Source organism: Ochrobactrum sp. A-1 (genome assembly GCF_022488005.1).
Lineage (GTDB): Bacteria > Pseudomonadota > Alphaproteobacteria > Rhizobiales > Rhizobiaceae > Brucella.
This window is the reverse complement of the sequence record NZ_JAKVQC010000004.1, coordinates 103,944-122,118: the sequence shown is the minus strand read 5'-3', so window position 1 is coordinate 122,118 and position 18,175 is coordinate 103,944. Positions and strand designations below refer to the sequence as shown.

The following is an 18,175-nucleotide window of genomic DNA, read 5'->3' as shown; positions in this document are numbered from 1 at the left end:
AGCCTGTTGCATACGCCACAGGCTCCCCGACCATAGGGTCAAGGAGTGTGGTGCCGTCACGGCCGGCACCAACCGTCAACAGGGGTTACTACGCCCCAGAGCAGCGCGTCTGCTCCACCCGCATTATTAGCCGACCCGCGCGCGAATGTCTTCGGCAATTTGGCGCGATGGGCATTGAGCCACTGAAATCTCTCACCTTTTCCGGCTGACAATCACCCATCAGGGGGTGCCGCCAGCGCATAGGCGCAACTGCGGCACGCTACAGGCCGCCGATCCCTCGCCATCGTCCGCCACAGCCCGCTGTCGCTTCGACAGCCGCCTGTCTGACGAACCGGAGAGATTCCATGGCCATCCGCCCCAATGCGGACCTGCCGCCGCGCCTGCTGCGCACAAAGGAAGCCGCGCGCTTCCTCGGCTTGTCCATCCGCACCCTTGAGAAGCATCGCACCTATGGCACCGGCCCGACCTACCGCAAGATCGGCGGCCGCGTCCTCTACGCCGTCCGTGATCTGGAAGCATGGAGCGCCATCGGCACCCGCAAATCCACCCGCGACGAAAACGCCGGCACCGTCTTTCCCGCTCGTCCGCTGACGCCGCAAGAGCGGGACGAGCTGTAAATGCTGCGCGACGACGATCCCAGACCCACGCAGCCGACCGACGCCAGTGAGCGCACTCGCCTGGACCCGTTTGTAGTGGCGACCGGCGACGCCACGCCGCGCGACCAGCGCGATTTGATGGAGCGGCCATTCTTCTCGTTGGCGAAGCGGCCCCGCACTACGCCGATCCTCTACCGGGCCGCCGATGTCGAGGTGCAGGTGCTGGCCATGCCCGAACATGGCATGGCGACGATCTGGGATGCCGATGTGCTGATCTGGGCCGCCTCGCAGATCGTCGCGGCAGAGAACAACGGCATCCCCACGTCGCGGTTCTTCCGCTTCATGCCCTATCAGCTTCTGCGTTCGATCGGGCGGGCGACCGGCAATCGCGATTATCTGCTGCTGAAAGCCGCGCTCGCCCGCCTGCAATCCACCGTCATCGCCACCACCATCCGCAACGGCAAGCATTGGCGGCGGCGGCAATTCTCATGGATCAACGAGTGGGAGGAAATGACGACGCGCGCCGGCCGCGTCGAGGGCATGGAGTTCGTCCTGCCCGAATGGTTCTACAACAGCGTCATCGACCGTTCGCTGGTCCTGACCATCGACCCGGCCTATTTCCGGCTGACCGGCGGGATCGAGCGCTGGCTGTATCGCGTCGCCCGTAAACACGCCGGACGCCAGCCCGAGGGTTGGGCGTTCGAGGTTTCCCACCTTCACCAGAAATCCGGCAGTGCGGCGCGGCCGTCCGACTTTGCGCTCGACCTGCGCAGGATCGCGGCACGTCAATCTCTGCCCGGCTACCTGCTCCAGAGCAAATGGGAAGACGGGCGCGAACTGCTGCGTTTCCTGCCCGAAAATCTATCCACAGTGCCTGTGGATAACCATGTGAAACCTATCGGGACATTAGGCGCACGCAGTATCGGGACATTAGGCGCAAATAGCGCGCCGGACTCTATAGAAGAATCTAACAAAGAATCTAACTCTTCTTTTTTGACGCGCGCGCACGCGATCCGTGGTGCCGGTGCCAGTGCTGGTTTCGGGCGCCGAGGTGCGCCATGATCGTCGCACTCCTCAACCAGAAGGGTGGCGTCGGCAAGACCACGCTGGCGCTACATCTCGCCGGAGCCTGGGCGCAGCGCGGCCAGCGCGTCGTCCTGATCGACGCCGATCCGCAAGGCTCCGCGCTCGATTGGTCACAGACACGCAGCCATGAAGGGCTGCCAAGGCTGTTCAGCACCATCGGCCTGGCCCGTGACACCTTGCACCGGGAAGCACCGGAGCTGGCCCGTGACGCCGATGTCGTCGTCATCGACGGGCCGCCCCGTGTCGCCGCTCTGATGCGCTCGGCGCTGCTCGCCGCCAACCTGGTGCTGATCCCGGTGCAGCCATCTCCCTTCGATGGCTGGGCCTCGGCCGAGATGCTGGCGCTTCTCAGGGAAGCGCGCATCTACCGGCCAGACCTCGCCGCCCGTTTCGTGCTCAACCGTTGCGGCGCCCGCACCGTCATCGCCCGCGAGACGGCTGAGACGCTTGCCGATCACGATCCGCCGGTGCTTGCCACGACCATCGGCCAGCGCGTCGTCTTCGCGGACGCCGCGCAGTCCGGCCGACTGGCATCCGAGATCGACGCCGACAGCCGGGCCACGCGCGAGATTGCCGCGCTTGCCGCCGAGATCGACAGCATCGGTATGGGGAGGTCCGCGCCATGACCGGACGCACCCGCAAGCCCGGCTTCGCGTCCCGTCCGGGCAATCCCGATAGCTGGATCAAGGCTGCCGACACGCCGGAGACCGGCAAGGCCGCTGGCGAGGCTTTCACCGCCCGCCTGACGATCGACATCACGCCCGAGTTGCGCGGGCGCATCAAGGTCGCGGCCTTCCGGCGCGGCATCACCGTCACCGACATGCTGCGCGACCTGCTCGCGCACGAATTTCCATTCATCGAAGGAGATCCGACATGACCGGCAACGCGGCCCGCCGCTTGCACGGCCGTCCGTTGCCGGACGGGCCTGCGCCCTTCACCACATTGGTCGAACTGACTTTCGACAAGCGCAAGGTCGAGCGCTGGATACGGTTCGGCCGCAAGAGCTACGAACAGATCATCGACCGTCGCCGCAGCCTCGTCGGCTTCGCGCCGGAAAGTGTCTTCGCCTTCGTCCGCTGGGCGGCGGGCGAGCATGGAACTGTCACTTCGCGCATCGACATCGTGCGCGCCATTGGCCGCGGCGAGCCGTTCCAGACGCTGCCCTTCGTCCGTCCCGGCGGCGACATCCTGCTGCGCCTCGATAGCTGGACAAAGGTGGAGCGCGCGCTCGCCGCCATCGACGCGGTGGAAGCGCTCGGCCTCGATCCGGCAGACGCCGCGCCCGATCACTGGCGGCACGTTCAAAACCGCCTGACCGCCGGTCTGGAGCCGCGCGATTACACGCCGGAACGACACGCCGCCTGGCTCAATCGCCGGAGGATCGAGCCATGACGCGGTTCGGCTACGTCATGGTGACGTATTTCGCGGCGATGGGCGTGGCCATCGCGGCGTTCATCCCGACGCCCACGAAACTGATCTGGAACGCCACCGCCAGCGCGCCCATCGGTTTCTACACCGTCGCACCCGCCGAGCGGATCGAGGTGCCCGAACTGGTCGCAATCATGCCGCCCGAACCGCTCGCCGACTTCATGGTCGAGCGCGGTTATGTCGGGCGCGGCGTGCCACTCCTGAAGCGCGTCCTCGGTTTGCCCGGACAGCGGGTTTGCCGCACCGGCCGCGCGATCACCGTCGATGGCGTGGAGATGGGCGAAGCGCTGGACCGCGACCGGATCGGCCGCGATCTGCCGGTCTGGCAGGGCTGCCGCGTCATCGGCGATAGCGAAATCTTCCTGATGAATTGGGAGGTCCGTGACAGTCTGGACGGCCGTTACTTCGGACCTATCCCCGCAAGTTCCGTCATCGGCCGGGCGCTCCCGCTCTGGACCGATGAGGAAGGCGACGGCCGCTACGAATGGCGCGCGCCGACGCAATGACCGCTTTCCCATCAGCGGTAGCGGAGCCCGCCGAAGGTCTTTTCAACCTCACCGCCAAGGAGACTGTCGTGCCACAGATCGGTCAATTCACCGCCGAAAACGAAAACTTCGTGGGCTGTGTTCATACGCTCACCCTTTACCGCGAACTGACCATTGTTCCCGCCGAACCATCGGACGCGGAGAACGCGCCCGCCTATCGCGTTCTTCACGGCGCAGAGGATGGCCCGGAGGTCGGCGCGGGCTGGAAGGAGGTCGGGGAAAAGGCCGGTGACTACATTTCGCTGGTCATCGACGATCCCGCCTTGCCGCAGCCGATCCGCGCCAACCTCTTCCAGAACAGCAACGACAAGACGGCGTGGTCGCTGCACTGGAGCCGCCCGAAGCCGCGCGGCGGGCGGGACTGAAAGCCATGCGCTATCGCGTCATCCCCGCGCTCAAAACCTTCATCCCGTTGTTCGCGGAAAAGCCGTCTCATCCCGTCGTCCCGCTCGGCCACCGGACGGCCGGCGCGCGCAGCGAAGGTCAGGGGCGGCCCCCGGCCGGCGCTTGCGCCTTGCCCTTGACCGCAGCGAGCACGCTGGCAGGCTGGAGGTCGAACGGAGGCAGGGAGATCGGGCGATATGCCGGTCTCCTGCTGGCTGGCGTGCTCGCGGTCGCAGCCTGCCCGGTCGCCGTATGGGCGCAGGCGGCGCCCGTTGCGCGCGTGAATCCCGCCGATCCGTATGCTGGCTTCATCACCGAAGCCTCGCACCGTTTCGGCGTTCCAGAGCACTGGATTCGCGCCGTGCTGCGCGCCGAGAGCGCGGGCGACGTGCGCGCAATCTCATCAGCCGGGGCGATGGGATTGATGCAGGTCATGCCCGACACCTGGGCGGGCCTGCGCGTCCGTCATGGCCTCGGTCGCGATCCCTACGACCCACGCGACAACATCATGGCGGGCGCGGCGTATCTGCGCGAAATGTGGGACCGCTACGGCAATGTCGCCGCGATGCTTGCGGCCTACAATGCCGGTCCCGGCCGCTACGACGAACATCGCACGACAGGTCGCGCCTTGCCCACCGAGACGCGCGCCTATGTCGCCGCGCTCGCGCCGGTCTTGGGCGGCTCGGCCGGGAGTGAAACACCCGCGCCAGCACCGCCACCGCCGCCCGACTGGCGCGCGGCTCCGCTCTTCGTCACGCGCTCGACCGACATGCGGACTGCCGCTACGCCGTCGTCCGAGGCGCAATCCGGCGACACCCGCGCGACCGTTCCGGTGCGCGATGCCGCCAATACGGAGCCGCCGTCCGGCAGCATATTCGTGGCCCGCGCCGACGACGGGAGTGCGCCATGAGAGGCGTATTCCCGCGCTCGGCGCGATCCGTTCCGGTGTTCAGCCAGGCAGGATTCTTCCTGTCTGGTATCCGGGTAGGAAGGGCAGAAGAGAAGGCAGGAAGGGAGGGCAAGATAAAGGAACATGGCACCACGGCGCCCATGTTCTCGAAATTATTGTTGTCTGCACACTGGTTAGGAGAGCCGCGAGCGGCACCCTGTATTTGGACGGCGCGAGCCGTGATTTTGCGCAAAGCCTTGGCTTTGCTGGGTTTCGACCGGCACCATAGCCGCCGAACGCCCGATTTTCCACGATTTTGGCCGGAGGCGCAGCCATGAGCGCCGACGATGAAAACCGCTTCCGACCGAAGCCCGGAGGCATCCGCGCCGATACCCCCAAGCTCGGCAAGGCGAAGAGCTTTCTGACGCAGGCGAAGAAACTCGCCCGCCAGCACAGCAACAGCCTGTCGCGGTCATCCGCATCATTCTCGCCACGCTCCAGATCGTCAGCCACCACAAAGGGCGGCGAGGCATCGCGGACGAGCGGCGGGCCGGGCCTCAAGCGTGGACGCGGCGCGACCTTCGTGCGTGCCCGCACCTTGTCGGGCGGCTGGAAGCACAGCACGCCGGGAATGCGCCGCGTCGTCGTGAAAACCCGCTATGTCCAGCAGGCCGGAAAGAACGGCAAGGCCGCTGCCCATCTGCGCTATATCCAGCGGGACGGTACGTCCCGCGACGGCGAGCGCGGCCAGCTTTATTCCGCCACCGAGGACCGCGCCGATGGCGATGCTTTCTTCGATCGCGGCAAGGAGGATCGGCATCAGTTCCGGTTCATCGTTTCGCCGGAAGACGGCGCGGATCTCACCGACCTGACCGCGCACACCCGCGACCTCATGCGCCAGATCGAAACCGACCTTGGCACCAAGCTCGATTGGGTAGCGGTCAATCACTACAATACCGGCCATCCCCATGTGCATGTCATCGTCCGGGGCAAGGATGACCTGGGCGAGAACCTGGTCATCAACGGCGACTATCTCGCCAACGGCATCCGCGAGCGGGCGAGCGAGTTGACCACGATGGAGCTTGGTCCCGTCACCGAGATCGAGCAGACGCGCAAGCTCTCGGCTGAAGTCGATCAGGACCGCTTCACCCGCATCGACCGGGCGATGACCGAGGAAGCCGATGAACGCTTCATCGACCTGCGCCATGAACCCGACGATCCGCGTCGCCAGTTCGACCGGACGCTGCGCCTGCGCCGTCTGGGCAAGCTGGAGCAGATGGGCCTCGCCACCGAACATGCGCCCGGCGTCTGGGAGTTGAGCGAACGGATGGAGCCGGCCTTGCGCGAGCTGGGCGAGCGCGGCGACATCATCCGCAATATGCACAAGGCGCTGAAGGCCGATGGATTGGAACGCGATCCGATGACGTTCCAGCTTCATGATGCCGCGCCCGAGACGCCCATAGTCGGCCGGGTCGTGGACAAGTATCTGACCGACGAGATGGGCGAGAACCTGACCGTGGTGGTGGACGGCATCGACGGCCGGACGCACCACTTTCCGGGCATCGACCCGGCCCGCGTCGAGGACGCCCGGATCGGCAGCGTCATCGAGATCGGCCCGGCCGATACGGCGCAGCGGCCATCCGACCGGACCATTGCATCCATAGCCGAGGACGGCGCCTATCGCCCGAGCCGCCATCTTGAACGGGCGAAGTTCGAGGGGCGCGTTCCGGGCGGCGACTATGAGGGCTTTGTCGATGCCCATGTGCGCCGGCTGGAAGCGTTGCGCCGTGCCGGGATCGTCGAGCGGATCGACGTCGACCAATGGCGCATCCCAGAGGACTTGGAGAGTCGCGCTGCCGCCTATGGTGCAGGCCGAAACCGGCAGGCCAGCATCCGCGTCATTTCGACCTTCAATCTGGAAAGCCAGATCGGGTCCGATGGTGCGACCTGGCTCGACCGGCGATTGGTTACGCCCGACGCATCGGATCTCGCACCGGCCGGGTTCGGCCAGCAGGTGCGCGAGGCGATGGACCAGCGCCGAGAGCATCATATCGAACAGGGTGACGCCAGCCGCGCGCGGGACGGCCGCATCTTCTACCGGCGCAGCCTCCTCGCCACGCTGCGGGAGCGCGAAGTCGCTCGCGCCGGCGCGGAAATGGCCGAGAGCAAGGCGCTGCCTTTTCGGGCGGCGGCGGACGGGGAGAAGATTAGCGGCAAGTTCACCGGGACGGTTCAGCTATCGAGCGGTAAGTTCGCCGTGGTCGAGCAGAGCCACGAGTTCACGCTTGTTCCGTGGCGGCCCCTCATCGACCGTCAGCTCGATCGCGAAGTCACAGGCATTGTGCAAGGCGGTTCGGTGTCGTGGCAGTTGGGGAAGCAGAGAGGGCTAAGTATTTAGGAGAGCCTGGGTTTCAGCGTGGCGACAAGCCAATCGACAAACACGCGTACCCGCTGAGAAAGATGGCGATTGTTGGGATACAGCACAGAAATGGGCGTTTCTGGCGGAGCAAACTCGGGTAGCACTTCTACAAGAGCGCCTGAGGCAAGATCATCCTCGAACCGACTGCGCGGCGCCTGCGCCAAGCCAAGTCCGAGACGTGCCGCCCCTGCATTCATATCCGCACCGGAAACCAGAACACGCGAAGGCAGCGCGACCTCGACGGCCCTTCCATCTACCGTGAACTCCAGCGGCATAACGCGGTCGGTGCGCGATGACACGAAGCCGATCATCGTGTGACCTTCGAGGGCGTCGGGTGACAACGGATTGCCATGCCTTGCCAGATAGTCCGGACTCGCGCAGGTGATTTCCCCCATGGCGCCTATAGGTCGTACGATCATGTCGCTGTCGGAGAGCTGCCCACTGCGGACGACGCAATCAACACCCTCACGCACCAGATCGACATAGCGCTCGCTTTCTCGGAGATGAACCGTGAGTAAAGGATGCTGGGCTAAAAAAGCAGGCAACGAAGGCAACAGCATCGTTCGTGCAAGGTTGCCGGCCACGTCAACCCGCAGCAGGCCAGTCACGGCGCCGCTCACACTCCTGTCGGCATCTTCGATGTCAGCGAGAATGGCCATGCAACGGCGATAGTATATTTCTCCCTCGACAGTCGGCTGGACATGCCGTGTGGTGCGCTGGAGCAGACGTGTGCCGAGCCGGCGCTCCAACTCCTTGATGGTTGCGGTCGCGACGGGGCGTGAAACGCCGACATCTGCGGCCGCCGCGCTGAAGCTGGCGCGCTCCACGATCCGCACGAATAATTCCATAGAGGACAATCTATCCATGGCGATTATTCTGTATGGCAAAACAGTATGGGCGGCAATCGCGATCTAATCCGTTCGGACCATGCATCTATATTGGGATCATCAATCTCAGGAGATCCTTATGACAGATCACGTTCCCATCGCATTGGTTACTGGCGGCAGCCGCGGCCTGGGCCGCTCCACCGTCGAAGCGCTCGCCCGTCGCGGCGTCACTTCGATCTTCACCTACAACACGAACAGGTCGGAAGCCGACAAGGTCGTCAGCCTGATCGAGAAAGCTGGCGGCAAGGCCGTAGCGCTCCAACTGGATACGAGTGATACCAGCAGCTTCGACGCATTTGTCATCAGCATCCAGCAGACACTCCAAGCTCTTGGCAGCGAGAAAATAGACTACCTCGTCAACAACGCCGGCAATTCCAGCGGCATGGGTTTCCTGAACGCGCAGGAAGAGGAATTCGATACGCTCTATCGGATTCATGTGAAGGGCGTTTTCTTCCTCACCCGGAAGCTTGCGCCCCTGCTCAGGGATGGTGGTCGTATCGTGAATATTTCATCGGGCCTGACGCGGATCATCATGGCGAACCGCGCCGCCTACGCCACGATGAAGGCTGCTGTCGAAACGATGACCAAATATATGGCGTTCGAGCTGGGCGAGCGACGGATCGCCGTTAATTGCGTTGCGCCCGGTGCTATTGCAACCGATTTCAGCGGCGGTGTCGTGCGCGATAATCCTGATGTCGCCAAGGCTATTGCCGGGATGACCGCTCTTGGCCGACCGGGCCAGCCAGACGACATCGGGCCGATGATTGCCTCGCTGCTGTCGGAGGATCATCGCTGGGTGAACGCACAGCGGATCGAGGTTTCCGGCGGAATGCGAATCTGAGGGGTTCGCCATTTTCGGTAACGACCCGGCCTGCGTCGAGAGACGGCTGGCCGGGGCCGAGCGGGCACTAAAGGCATCGTCGATTGTCCGCTGAGCTTCGTCAGTCGTTATTCGCCTCCGCAACGAGCCAGTCAACGAAACCGCGAACCAGACTTCCAGGATCGGCCTGACGGGGGATGACCGCGACATATCCCGTCCTCGGAACCCGGATGTCCGGCAGAGGCGTCATCAGCCTTCCGTTGGCAATGTCGATGTCCAGCATGGGAAGCGGGCCGATCCCGATGCCAAGCCCGTCTTCCGCCGCCTGGCGCGCCACGAAGAAGTGGTCAAATGTCTGACGCGGCAGTCCGACCAGGTGCTGGAGGTCTGCCGCTTCCAGCCAGTTCACCCAATCGCCGGGACGTGTTTCGCTGGCAAGCAGCGTATGCTCCTCAATGTCCGTCGGCTTGAGGATCGGGCGCTTGGCGAACAAGGCAGGGCTCATGATCAATGTATCCACGTCGTCCAGCACCGGAATGACATGGTGCTGGGGCCAGATATCAGCCCGTGCAACGCCGCGCCGGATCGAGAGATCAACGCCGCCGCGCAACTCTTCCTGCACGCAGGATACGGTCGTAACGACGACTTCGACATGTGGGTGATCGACATGATAGCGACCGAGCCGGGGGATGAGCCAGCGCATTGCCAGGCTGGTCGGGGCGCTCACGCGCAGGATGCGACGTGCCGTCGGGCGACCGCAGGCTTCTGCCGCGACCGCCAGACGGTCGAATGAAAGCCCGACCTCGGCGGCGAAGATTTTCGCCGTTGGCGTGGCGACCATGCGGCGGCCATCCCGCACGAACAGCCTCTGCCCCAGCCAGCCTTCCAACGCGGCGATCTGCCGGCTCACCGCGCCATGGGTGAGGCCGAGTTCACCTCCTGCCTCGGCATAGCTCCCCGTCCGGGCAGCCACTTCGAATATGCGCAGGGCATTCAACCCCACATTCTCCAAGTAAGTCGCTGATTTCGCTGTCGTAATCGTGATATTTCGCATATAAATCATGGCGTTGACGGCTGCGAGGGGCGCGTTTCATGGATCACCTGGAGGGTGCGGGCTTGGCGCGGGGAGATCGGGTTGATTTCGACCGCCGTGTGCGTCTGGAGTTCCGTGGTGCGCAGATCAGTTCAGACGGTGGCCTGCTGGTGATGCGCGAGCTTGATGACGTGCTCGGCCTGTCCAATCTGGCGTCGGAGGCGCTGCGAGACAGCCGCACCGGGAAGAACACGCTCCATCGGCTTGACGGATTGTTCCGGCAATCGGTGTTCGGACGACTGGCCGGATACGAGGATGTGAACGATGCCGACCGCTTGGCCCTCGATCCCGTGATGCGTCAGGTCGTTGGCGGCAGGGCCGTCGAGGCGCAAGCTGCTTCGGCATCGCAGATGGGACGGTTCGAGACCGAGACGCTGGCTCTGGCCGCGAACCGGGCGGCGCTGGCCGATCTGAACGGCCAATGGATCGACCGGTTTCATGACCGCAACGGGTTGAAATACATCGTGCTGGACATGGACAGCTCGGTCAGCCCCACCCACGGCGATCAGGAAGGTGCTGCCTGGAACGGGCATTTCGACTGCACCTGCTATCACCCCATCTTCTTGTTCAACCAGTTTGGCATGCTGGAGCGCTGCGCCCTGCGTAACGGCAATGTCCACAGCGCCGATGGCTGGCGGGATGTCCTTGATCCCGTCATTGCCCGATATGCTGGCCGCGACCTTGGTGGACGCTTCTTCCGGGCCGACGCTGCCTACGCGATCCCCGCGATCTATATGCGGCTGGAAGAAGCCAGGTTCTTCTACGCCATCCGTCTGCCCGCCAACGCCGTCTTGCGCGAGAAGATCGCGCATCGGCTGACACGGCCCGTGGGACGGCCTTCGCTGACCAAGGTCAAACGGTTCTTCGAGGACTTCGAGTATCAGGCGGCGTCCTGGGACAAGCCGCGCCGCGTCATCGCCAAGATCGAATGGCATCCGGGCGAGCTGTTCCCCAAAGTCGGCTTCATCGTCACCAACCTGCCGATGGAGCCAGACTGGGTGGTGAGGTTCTACAACCAGCGCGGCACCGCAGAGCAGCACATCAAGGAAGGCAAATATGCCTTTCGCTGGACGCGGCTGTCATGCCGGAAGTTCCGGCACAACGAGGTGCGGCTGCAACTGCACGCGCTGGCCTACAACCTGGCAACCTTCCTGCGCTGCATCGAACTGCCCGAGGCCATGGCGGACTGGTCGTTGACCAGCCTGCAACTCAAGCTGATCAAGATCGGCGCCCGCGTCGTCCGCCACGCCCGCGCCATTACCTTCCAGTTGGCCGAGGTCGCCGTCACCGGCCCGATGGTGCGGGCCGTCCTTGCCGCCATCCGCCGTCTTCGAACGCCTCCGTCATGCGCATGACCACGATCCATGCCCAAGCTGAACGAAAGCGGCAGGACAGGTCCGTCTGCCGCGCGGAAAAGCGGCTCTGCCGGGCCAGAATGCTGCGGGTTCGAGGCTTGATCCACCCGACTTCGGCCGTTTGCGCGACGACAGACACCGCTCGGGGCGAAAAACGCTTGCCCAGCGAGCAAAATCAGGCGATCTTGAAGTCAAGCGGCAGGCCACTTGGGAAATGTCGGATGATGCAGCGAGCTTGTGCTATAATTCTTGGGCAATTATCGTGTGGTCTGGCTTTTAAGTTCCCGGGCCACATGCCTCATGTTCTCAAAAAAATAAACTTAACACGATGGATTACAAATAATGCCCCTCAAAGCAATCGCTTTTGACGCCTATGGGACCCTATTCGATGTTTATTCGGTTAGCTCCATGGCCGAGGAGCTGTTTCCCGGAAAAGGCGCGCAACTGGCTGCTCTCTGGCGTGACAAACAAATCGAATACACCCGCTTGCGCACCCTTTGCCACCAATACGCGGACTTCTGGCAGGTGACAGGCGACGCGCTGGATTATTCTTTTACGGCACTGGGCCTAGATCTGGCGCCTAGCTCACGAAACCGCCTGATGGGGCAATACGCCTCAACGGGGGAAGACGGCGCATCCTGTATCCGTGAGAAAAGCGAACGATATGCGTGAGCAAATCCATACTAGTCGATGAAAGCTCACACGTATACCGTCGAATGATAAGATGGCCAGACATGGCAAGGTAAAAAAAGCATTCTAGGCAGACCAGTGAGAGATGAACCGCAGCAATCGATGGAATAATCAAAAACGTAGCCTCGTCGGAGCAAGCCTCGCACATGCCCTGCATGATGGATACACCGACTCCCTTTATGCCTTTATGCCGGTATGGCAGGCGCAGTTCGGGCTGTCCTATGCGGCTCTTGCCGTTATCCGTGCCCTCTACTACGCGACCATGGGCGGCCTTCAGCTACCCGCCAACCGACTCCTTAGCGGCTGGTCGCCACGCGCAGCGCTGATCCTCTCCACAGCTATCGCGGCAGCCGGCCTTGGGATTATGGCTCTGCCATTGGGGCTGACGGGGCTCTGTGTCGGCCTCGTCGTGGCCGGCATTGGATCGAGCATTCAGCACCCCCGGGCCTCCCTCCTTGTCACCGACAGTTATGGGGATGCCGCGCGACGCCCCCTCGGTATCTATAATTTCGCGGGCGATCTCGGAAAGGCCGTCTTGCCGGCGCTTGTCGCATTGCTGCTGACGGTTCTGGCATGGCGGCCAGTGCTCGGATTGATGGCAATGCTCGGAGCCGCTTTGATCTTGACTCTGGCTCGGCTGGTGCCGCCCGTTTCCGTCGCCACGGAAAGCAAGAGACAGGCGACCATCAGCCGCCGACGCAGCGGTTTTCGTATTCTCACAGTGATCGGCGGCTTCGATACCGCCACCCGCATGGGGTATCTCCTGTTCCTTCCCTTTCTTGTTCAGGGACGTGGTGGCGGGCTTCCAACGGTCGGCATCGCTCTAGCCCTGCTGTTTATCGGTGGAGCGTTCGGGAAAGCAGTTTTCGGCGGGCTTGGAGAAAGGCTGGGCGTCGTCAGGACCGTGATGGTAGCCGAGGCCATGACCGCCTCGCTGATCGTCGCGACGATGTTCACGCCGCTGCCCTTGACGCTCATCCTGCTGCCGCTGCTCGGCATTGTTCTCAACGGCACATCGTCGGTGCTCTACGGCACCGTGCCTGAACTGTCGGACGGCGATACCGGTCGAGCTTTCGCAATCTTCTATACGAGCGTTATCGGTTCCGGTGGTCTCGCCCCGATCCTTTATGGCGCAATCGCCGATCACAGCAACCGAACGATCGGCGTTTTTGCGGCGGCTGCCACCGCCGTTCTGATCATTCCGCTCGTACTGGCGCTAGCCCCCCACCTGCGAAGTCCGGCAGCCGAGATCACAACGGTCGCATAAACCATTCTGAAGCTCAAATAACCGGCCGGCTCCTGACCGGCCTCATTCAATCCCAGAGAAAGGCCAGGAAATGAATACCGTTTCGCCGACACCGCTGATGCTGATAACCGGAGGAAGCCGTGGCGTGGGCGCTGCGACGGCGCGGCTTGCCGCTGCCAGAGGCTATGATGTCGTCCTCACTTTCGTTTCCAATGAGGCCGCCGCTCATGCGGTCACAGCGGATGTGGAAGCAGCCGGGCGCCGGGCTGTGGCCGTACAGGCAGATAGTGCCGATCCCGAGCAAATCACCCAGCTTTTCTCCGTGATCGACCGGGAGTTTGGCCGGATCGATGTGCTGGTGAACAATGCCGGGATCATTGCGCAGCAGTCCCGCCTGGAAAACCTCGGCTTCGAGCGCATGCAACGGATATTCGCGGTCAACGCGATCGGCCCGATGCTCTGCGCCCAGCAGGCGGCTAGGCGGATGTCCACCCGCCACAACGGGCGGGGTGGTGTCGTGATCAACATTTCGTCGGCATCGGCCCGGCTCGGCAGCCCGAACGAATATGTCGACTACGCGGCCTCCAAGGGTGCCCTGGAAACATTCACCATCGGCTTCTCAAAGGAAGTTGCGCGGGAGGGAATACGCGTATGCTGCATTCGTCCCGGCCACATCTATACCGAGATGCACGCCAGCGGCGGAGAGCCGGGGCGAGTGGATCGGGTCAGGGACACGATCCCCATGGGAAGGGGTGGCCAACCGGAAGAGGTCGCCCGCGCGATCGTGTGGCTGTCGAGTGACGAAGCCTCCTTCATCACCGGAACATTTCTCGATGTCACCGGGGGCAAGTGAACAACGGAGCTGTGCGGCGAGCTGTTGGCGCGCTCTGTCGGCGTGCGAACGGGGGCGACGTGAACGAGTCCGCGGCGACAGTGCCCCCAGAGGCGGCGTAGCGTGGAATTGGCTCAGCACGTCGGCGTCAGGATGTCTTCGGAGGCAGTAGTCGGCAGGTGACCCTCAGGTGGTGAAGACTTGAATAACCTAACAAACCGGTTTATACGGTTTGCATGATCAACGTAGATGAATTCCGATTCAATTCTGGCCGTATTGCCTTGGATCTTCCGGCAACCGTCCGTCGCAGGGCTTCCGAGCCGCAAGACGTGCTGGCGTCATCAGGCGCACCGGCTCGTTGGCTGCGCGATGCTGGTCTGAGCCATGAGTTGCTGGCACTTTCCCCTGAGCAGACGTCCGACCTCGAAAAGCTCCGGGAAGCGATATGGGCAGTTGCCGATGCGGCGGCCGCCGAGCGCGATTTGCCCGCAGATGCGGTCGCAACGCTGAACGAAATGGCGGCGCTCCCATTGGCGGTGCCGAAACTCGATGCGAAGTCGGTGACGGTAAAGCTGTTTGCCGACGATCCATTCCAGACAGCACTCGCAACAATTGCGAGGGATGCGATCGACCTACTCGGCAGCCCCCTACGGACACGCATCAAGGCGTGTGAGCAGCCTGATTGCCGAATGCTCTTCCTCGACACTTCCCGCAGCTCGCGGCGGCGCTGGTGTTCAATGGATCGGTGCGGAAGCCGAGCCAAGGGGGCGGCTTTTCGCGCCCGCAACAGGCAGGACGCTCATGAGCATTGATGTCAGCCAAAATGGTCGATTGAGCATCGGCGGCCATCAAATCGCATATACGCACTTGGGGAATGGTCCCAAGATTGCGCTTATTCACGGAATTCCGACCAGTCGTCATCTCTGGCGGAAGATCATTCCCGCTCTCGTCTCGGCTGGTAGGGAGGTCATCGCGCTTGACCTTCTCGGCTATGGTGAAAGTGACAAGCCGCTGGTTGCCGACCTCGGTATACAGGGTCAATCCGATATCGTTGTGCAGGCGCTGTTAGCGCTTGGCTGGGCACGGGGAACGCTCGTTGGCCACGACATTGGCGGTGGTATCGTTCAACTGATTGCCGTCGATCATCCTGAAATCATCGAACGGCTCATCCTCGTCGATTCCATCGTCTACGATTCCTTTCCCGAGCCGGGTATCGCCAGACTGAAGGACCCCGTCTGGGACGGCATCCTCGAAGCGCCCGACTTCGATCTGAAGAAGGGGTTAGCTAAAGGATTTGCCCGCGGAATGGTCCATCCCGACAAGATCACGTCAGAACTGATCGAAGCCTACGAGCGCCCCTTCCGGGGCGTTGAAGGGAGGCGTGCCTATTTACGGGTGGCACGCGGGCTGCGGACGGAGGATCTTTCGTCGCGGATGGATGCCGTCGAGAGATTGGAGGCCCCCACACTCGTTATCTGGGGCGACAATGATGTGTTCCAGCCGAAAGCGCTTGGCGAACGTCTGGCCCGGACAGTGGCAAATGGCCAGTTCGAAGTCATAGAACAGGCCGGGCATTTTCTGCCGGAAGATGCGCCCGAAGCTCTTGCCGAACTTATTACAAAATTCACCACACCCGGCAAGGGAGCATAATCATGGCCACGCGGTCGCAACCTACGCCGGTTTCTCAGGTACCGTTTTTTATAACACTGATTGCATCAACCTTTCTGATGGGGTCCAGCTTCGTCGCAGGGAAAATCCTGATCCAGCAGGGTTTTCCGACGATGATGCTGGTGGGATGGCGTTTTCTCGTCGCAGCGCTCGCCACTCTCCCTTTGGTCCTTCTCGACAAGGGCAGCCTCAGACAGGCACTTTTTCCGCGCCGAGTTGGTCTGCGTGACCTTTCTCTGGTGATCCTTATTGGACTGGTCCAGACGGCAGCGGTCATGGGGCTACTCTTCTGGGCAATGCAGTTCGTATCCGCGTCCACCGCCGCCATTTTGCTTTTCACCAATCCGATCTGGGTCGCGGTGCTGGGTCGGTTCTTTCTCGGCGAGAAGCTCCACCGTGGAAGATTGGCCGGCCTTTTCCTCGGCGCCATCGGTGTCGGTCTCGCGATAGGTCTCGGGCCAGACATGCTCTCCGGTGGCGAAACCTTGATCGGCGAAATCATCGGCCTCGCATCCGCCCTTTGCTGGGCGACAGCGACGATCATCAACAAGCGCGCCAATCTGCCGTTTGGTCCATGGGGGTTAAGCTTCTGGCAGATGCTGATCGGCTCGATCGCCGTTCTGGGCCTTGCATACGGCACGGTCGAACAGTGGCCCACAGCCGTCACGAGGGAGCAGTGGGGTTGGTTCTTCTGGCTTGCGATCCCCGCCTCAACAGGCTCCTTCGGCTTGTGGTTCGTAGCGTTGAACAAGGGGGGAGCAACAAAGACGAGCGGCTTCCTTTTCCTGGCCCCTTTGTTCACGGTTATTCTGTCTTACTTCATACTCGGCGCCACGCTCTCCTGGCTCCAAGCCTGTGGAGGTATTCTGATCAGCATCGCGTTATGGCTGGTCAACAGCGAGCTTCCCGCGAGAAACCGCCGCGAACGCCGCGATGAAGTGATCACGGAGGGCCAACCATGATGCGCCATCCGTGGAGTGAGATATCGGCAAGCCGTCATTGGGTTGACGCAAAGCATAATCAAATTTTGATCACGAAAATCGATCCGCCTGAATGTCGTTGCATTCGTAGCTGCTACAGCATCCTCTTGTTAAAGAACTACGCCTCCGCTGATGAAGCGTGACGTTCAGCTTGGCGGTGAACGACATGCGAAGGAGACAGAGAAAAGAACCCGAAATAGGATCTCCTCTTTCGATCCTTCGAAGCCGCGTCCCCATGATCGCCCTGATCCAGGCACTCGCCGTTGCTGAGTATCTCAGCTTCAATCGTGCCGCGCTCGCGCTCGGCACAAGTCAATCGAGCGTCAGCGCTCGGATAAAGGCGCTGGAGGAAGACCTTGGCATCGTTCTCTTCGACCGCAACACGCGAGGCGTCCGCCTGACCGAAGCCGGACGCCGCTTCGTCGATCAGGTCGGTGAGGCCATGGGCATCCTCGACCGCGCCATCAAGATCGCCGGGATGCAAGCGCGCGGCGAGGCCGGAGAACTTCGCATTGGCGTGCATGCGCTCACCCCTGGCTGCTTTCTCGACCGGCTATTGGAGCAGTTCCACACCGACCATCCCGGTATCCGGCTGCACGTTGTCGAGGGAACGGCTAGAGACGCCCAATTCATGATCCGCGAAGGCAGGCTCGATGTCGCCTTCATGGCCTGCACCCATCAAATTCCCGACCTTAATTCCCGGGTGATCTGGCGCGACCGCCTGATGGTTGCGCTGCCGGTCAAGCATCCTCTGGCGGCACAATCGGATGTGGAATGGCTTCACCTTGCGGACGAAACTTTCCTCGTCCGTCATAGCGGCACCGGCCCACAGGTTCACGACCTTATAGTGGCGCGGGCGGCCGGCAAATGGCTAACGCCAACAATCCAGCGTTTTGATGTTGAGCGCAGCACCCTGCTGTCTATGGTAGCGATCGGACACGGAATTTCGCTTTTCGTCGAGGAAGGCGCAGCGGACAGCACGGCGAATGTCGCTTTCCGGCCGATCCGGGACGAGCCTGAAACGATCCCATTTTCGGCTGTCTGGTCGCCGTCCAATCGCGCGCCCGCGCTTCTCAAGTTGCTCGCGCTCACGACGAACATACGCTGATCTTTCCGCTGATCTTTCCGCTGACCGAATCGCAACCAATCCACTAGCACAGTGCTGGAAGAGTGCCGCGGCAACCCGTCCTATTTGCCGCCGATAGTATCCTATAGCCCTCCGGCAATGCCTTTGCTGTTGCAGACCCGATGATTGCC

Annotated in this window: 20 protein-coding genes; 18 read left to right on the top strand and 2 right to left on the bottom strand. The window is 62.5% G+C overall.

Translation table 11 applies throughout. The features are described from left to right. The first annotated feature begins 344 nt into the window (after window positions 1-344). From MKS82_RS10040 to MKS82_RS29660, 9 genes are all read left to right on the top strand, one after another. Window positions 345-617, top strand: coding sequence for a helix-turn-helix transcriptional regulator (locus MKS82_RS10040; RefSeq protein ID WP_240578701.1), 273 nt, complete (start codon window positions 345-347; stop codon window positions 615-617). After that, window positions 618-1,658 carry a replication initiator protein A gene (locus MKS82_RS10035; RefSeq protein WP_240578700.1) on the top strand — a complete coding sequence of 347 codons (1,041 nt, stop codon included), beginning with the start codon at window positions 618-620 and terminating at the stop codon, window positions 1,656-1,658. It begins immediately after the preceding gene. Beyond that, the gene (parA, locus tag MKS82_RS10030) at window positions 1,655-2,308 is read left to right on the top strand and encodes a ParA family partition ATPase (protein WP_240578699.1); all 654 of its coding nucleotides are present in this window, start codon (window positions 1,655-1,657) and stop codon (window positions 2,306-2,308) included. The genes MKS82_RS10035 and parA overlap by 4 nt, the downstream gene beginning before the upstream one ends. Beyond that, the gene (locus tag MKS82_RS10025; protein WP_240578698.1) at window positions 2,305-2,559 is read left to right on the top strand and encodes a hypothetical protein; all 255 of its coding nucleotides are present in this window, start codon (window positions 2,305-2,307) and stop codon (window positions 2,557-2,559) included. The genes parA and MKS82_RS10025 overlap by 4 nt, the downstream gene beginning before the upstream one ends. Beyond that, complete coding sequence (locus MKS82_RS10020) at window positions 2,556-3,074, top strand: DUF2840 domain-containing protein (protein WP_240578697.1); 519 nt, start codon at window positions 2,556-2,558, stop codon at window positions 3,072-3,074. Before MKS82_RS10025 ends, MKS82_RS10020 begins: the two co-directional genes overlap by 4 nt. Next, window positions 3,071-3,616, top strand: coding sequence for a S26 family signal peptidase (locus tag MKS82_RS10015; protein ID WP_240578696.1), 546 nt, complete (start codon window positions 3,071-3,073; stop codon window positions 3,614-3,616). Before MKS82_RS10020 ends, MKS82_RS10015 begins: the two co-directional genes overlap by 4 nt. A 68-nt stretch (window positions 3,617-3,684) precedes the next feature. Continuing rightward, window positions 3,685-4,020 (top strand): DUF736 domain-containing protein, encoded by a 336-nt coding sequence (locus MKS82_RS10010; protein WP_240579018.1) that lies wholly within the window; start codon window positions 3,685-3,687, stop codon window positions 4,018-4,020. A gap of 5 nt (window positions 4,021-4,025) precedes the next feature. Further along, entirely contained in the window at window positions 4,026-4,949 is a 924-nt protein-coding gene (locus MKS82_RS10005) for a lytic transglycosylase domain-containing protein (RefSeq protein WP_240578695.1), read from the top strand. 313 nt (window positions 4,950-5,262) lie between these two features. Further along, on the top strand, window positions 5,263-7,326 hold the full coding sequence (locus tag MKS82_RS29660; RefSeq protein ID WP_445558073.1) for a relaxase/mobilization nuclease domain-containing protein: 2,064 nt from the start codon (window positions 5,263-5,265) through the stop codon (window positions 7,324-7,326). Here the strand turns inward: MKS82_RS29660 and MKS82_RS09995 are convergent. Further along, window positions 7,323-8,213, bottom strand: coding sequence for a LysR family transcriptional regulator (locus MKS82_RS09995; protein WP_240578694.1), 891 nt, complete (start codon window positions 8,211-8,213; stop codon window positions 7,323-7,325). The two genes, MKS82_RS29660 and MKS82_RS09995, sit on opposite strands and share 4 nt — an antisense overlap. A 100-nt stretch (window positions 8,214-8,313) precedes the next feature. On the opposite strand from MKS82_RS09995, the gene MKS82_RS09990 reads away from it, so the two are divergent. Further along, entirely contained in the window at window positions 8,314-9,075 is a 762-nt protein-coding gene (locus MKS82_RS09990; protein WP_240578693.1) for an SDR family oxidoreductase, read from the top strand. 100 nt (window positions 9,076-9,175) lie between these two features. Here MKS82_RS09990 and MKS82_RS09985 read toward each other — a convergent pair whose 3' ends face one another. After that, window positions 9,176-10,051 (bottom strand): LysR substrate-binding domain-containing protein, encoded by an 876-nt coding sequence (locus tag MKS82_RS09985; RefSeq protein WP_240578692.1) that lies wholly within the window; start codon window positions 10,049-10,051, stop codon window positions 9,176-9,178. Window positions 10,052-10,146: 95 nt separating this feature from the next. Here MKS82_RS09985 and MKS82_RS09980 point away from each other — a divergent pair, with 95 nt between their 5' ends. The 8 genes from MKS82_RS09980 to MKS82_RS09945 all read left to right on the top strand — a co-directional run bounded on the left by MKS82_RS09980 (window position 10,147) and on the right by MKS82_RS09945 (window position 18,026). Beyond that, complete coding sequence (locus tag MKS82_RS09980) at window positions 10,147-11,502, top strand: IS1380-like element ISPme1 family transposase (RefSeq protein WP_012112698.1); 1,356 nt, start codon at window positions 10,147-10,149, stop codon at window positions 11,500-11,502. 342 nt (window positions 11,503-11,844) lie between these two features. Then, complete coding sequence (locus MKS82_RS09975) at window positions 11,845-12,174, top strand: hypothetical protein (protein WP_240578691.1); 330 nt, start codon at window positions 11,845-11,847, stop codon at window positions 12,172-12,174. Window positions 12,175-12,277: 103 nt separating this feature from the next. Further along, complete coding sequence (locus MKS82_RS09970) at window positions 12,278-13,459, top strand: MFS transporter (RefSeq protein ID WP_240578690.1); 1,182 nt, start codon at window positions 12,278-12,280, stop codon at window positions 13,457-13,459. A 70-nt stretch (window positions 13,460-13,529) separates the two neighbouring features. Next, window positions 13,530-14,291 carry an SDR family oxidoreductase gene (locus MKS82_RS09965; protein ID WP_240578689.1) on the top strand — a complete coding sequence of 254 codons (762 nt, stop codon included), beginning with the start codon at window positions 13,530-13,532 and terminating at the stop codon, window positions 14,289-14,291. Window positions 14,292-14,506: 215 nt separating this feature from the next. Further along, complete coding sequence (locus MKS82_RS09960) at window positions 14,507-15,082, top strand: CGNR zinc finger domain-containing protein (RefSeq protein WP_240578688.1); 576 nt, start codon at window positions 14,507-14,509, stop codon at window positions 15,080-15,082. Beyond that, a complete protein-coding gene (locus tag MKS82_RS09955) occupies window positions 15,072-15,920 on the top strand; it encodes an alpha/beta fold hydrolase (RefSeq protein WP_240578687.1) in 849 nt (282 codons plus the stop codon). The genes MKS82_RS09960 and MKS82_RS09955 overlap by 11 nt, the downstream gene beginning before the upstream one ends. A gap of 2 nt (window positions 15,921-15,922) precedes the next feature. Further along, the gene (locus MKS82_RS09950; RefSeq protein WP_240578686.1) at window positions 15,923-16,900 is read left to right on the top strand and encodes a DMT family transporter; all 978 of its coding nucleotides are present in this window, start codon (window positions 15,923-15,925) and stop codon (window positions 16,898-16,900) included. Window positions 16,901-17,153: 253 nt separating this feature from the next. Further along, on the top strand, window positions 17,154-18,026 hold the full coding sequence (locus tag MKS82_RS09945) for a LysR family transcriptional regulator (RefSeq protein ID WP_240578685.1): 873 nt from the start codon (window positions 17,154-17,156) through the stop codon (window positions 18,024-18,026). Window positions 18,027-18,175: the final 149 nt, after the last annotated feature.

Bases quoted from the DNA above. Each gene is read 5' to 3' on its own strand.
- MKS82_RS10040 (WP_240578701.1), top strand. From the start codon at position 345: ATGGCCATCCGCCCCAATGCGGACCTGCCGCCGCGCCTGCTGCGCACA.
- MKS82_RS09990 (WP_240578693.1), top strand. From the start codon at position 8,314: ATGACAGATCACGTTCCCATCGCATTGGTTACTGGCGGCAGCCGCGGC.
- MKS82_RS10025 (WP_240578698.1), top strand. From the start codon at position 2,305: ATGACCGGACGCACCCGCAAGCCCGGCTTCGCGTCCCGTCCGGGCAAT.
- MKS82_RS09965 (WP_240578689.1), top strand. From the start codon at position 13,530: ATGAATACCGTTTCGCCGACACCGCTGATGCTGATAACCGGAGGAAGC.
- parA (WP_240578699.1), top strand. From the start codon at position 1,655: ATGATCGTCGCACTCCTCAACCAGAAGGGTGGCGTCGGCAAGACCACG.
- MKS82_RS10035 (WP_240578700.1), top strand. From the start codon at position 618: ATGCTGCGCGACGACGATCCCAGACCCACGCAGCCGACCGACGCCAGT.
- MKS82_RS09945 (WP_240578685.1), top strand. From the start codon at position 17,154: ATGATCGCCCTGATCCAGGCACTCGCCGTTGCTGAGTATCTCAGCTTC.
- MKS82_RS09980 (WP_012112698.1), top strand. From the start codon at position 10,147: ATGGATCACCTGGAGGGTGCGGGCTTGGCGCGGGGAGATCGGGTTGAT.
- MKS82_RS09970 (WP_240578690.1), top strand. From the start codon at position 12,278: ATGAACCGCAGCAATCGATGGAATAATCAAAAACGTAGCCTCGTCGGA.
- MKS82_RS09975 (WP_240578691.1), top strand. From the start codon at position 11,845: ATGCCCCTCAAAGCAATCGCTTTTGACGCCTATGGGACCCTATTCGAT.
- MKS82_RS10005 (WP_240578695.1), top strand. From the start codon at position 4,026: ATGCGCTATCGCGTCATCCCCGCGCTCAAAACCTTCATCCCGTTGTTC.
- MKS82_RS09955 (WP_240578687.1), top strand. From the start codon at position 15,072: ATGAGCATTGATGTCAGCCAAAATGGTCGATTGAGCATCGGCGGCCAT.
- MKS82_RS09960 (WP_240578688.1), top strand. From the start codon at position 14,507: ATGATCAACGTAGATGAATTCCGATTCAATTCTGGCCGTATTGCCTTG.
- MKS82_RS10020 (WP_240578697.1), top strand. From the start codon at position 2,556: ATGACCGGCAACGCGGCCCGCCGCTTGCACGGCCGTCCGTTGCCGGAC.
- MKS82_RS09995 (WP_240578694.1), bottom strand. From the start codon at position 8,213: ATGGATAGATTGTCCTCTATGGAATTATTCGTGCGGATCGTGGAGCGC.
- MKS82_RS10015 (WP_240578696.1), top strand. From the start codon at position 3,071: ATGACGCGGTTCGGCTACGTCATGGTGACGTATTTCGCGGCGATGGGC.
- MKS82_RS29660 (WP_445558073.1), top strand. From the start codon at position 5,263: ATGAGCGCCGACGATGAAAACCGCTTCCGACCGAAGCCCGGAGGCATC.
- MKS82_RS09950 (WP_240578686.1), top strand. From the start codon at position 15,923: ATGGCCACGCGGTCGCAACCTACGCCGGTTTCTCAGGTACCGTTTTTT.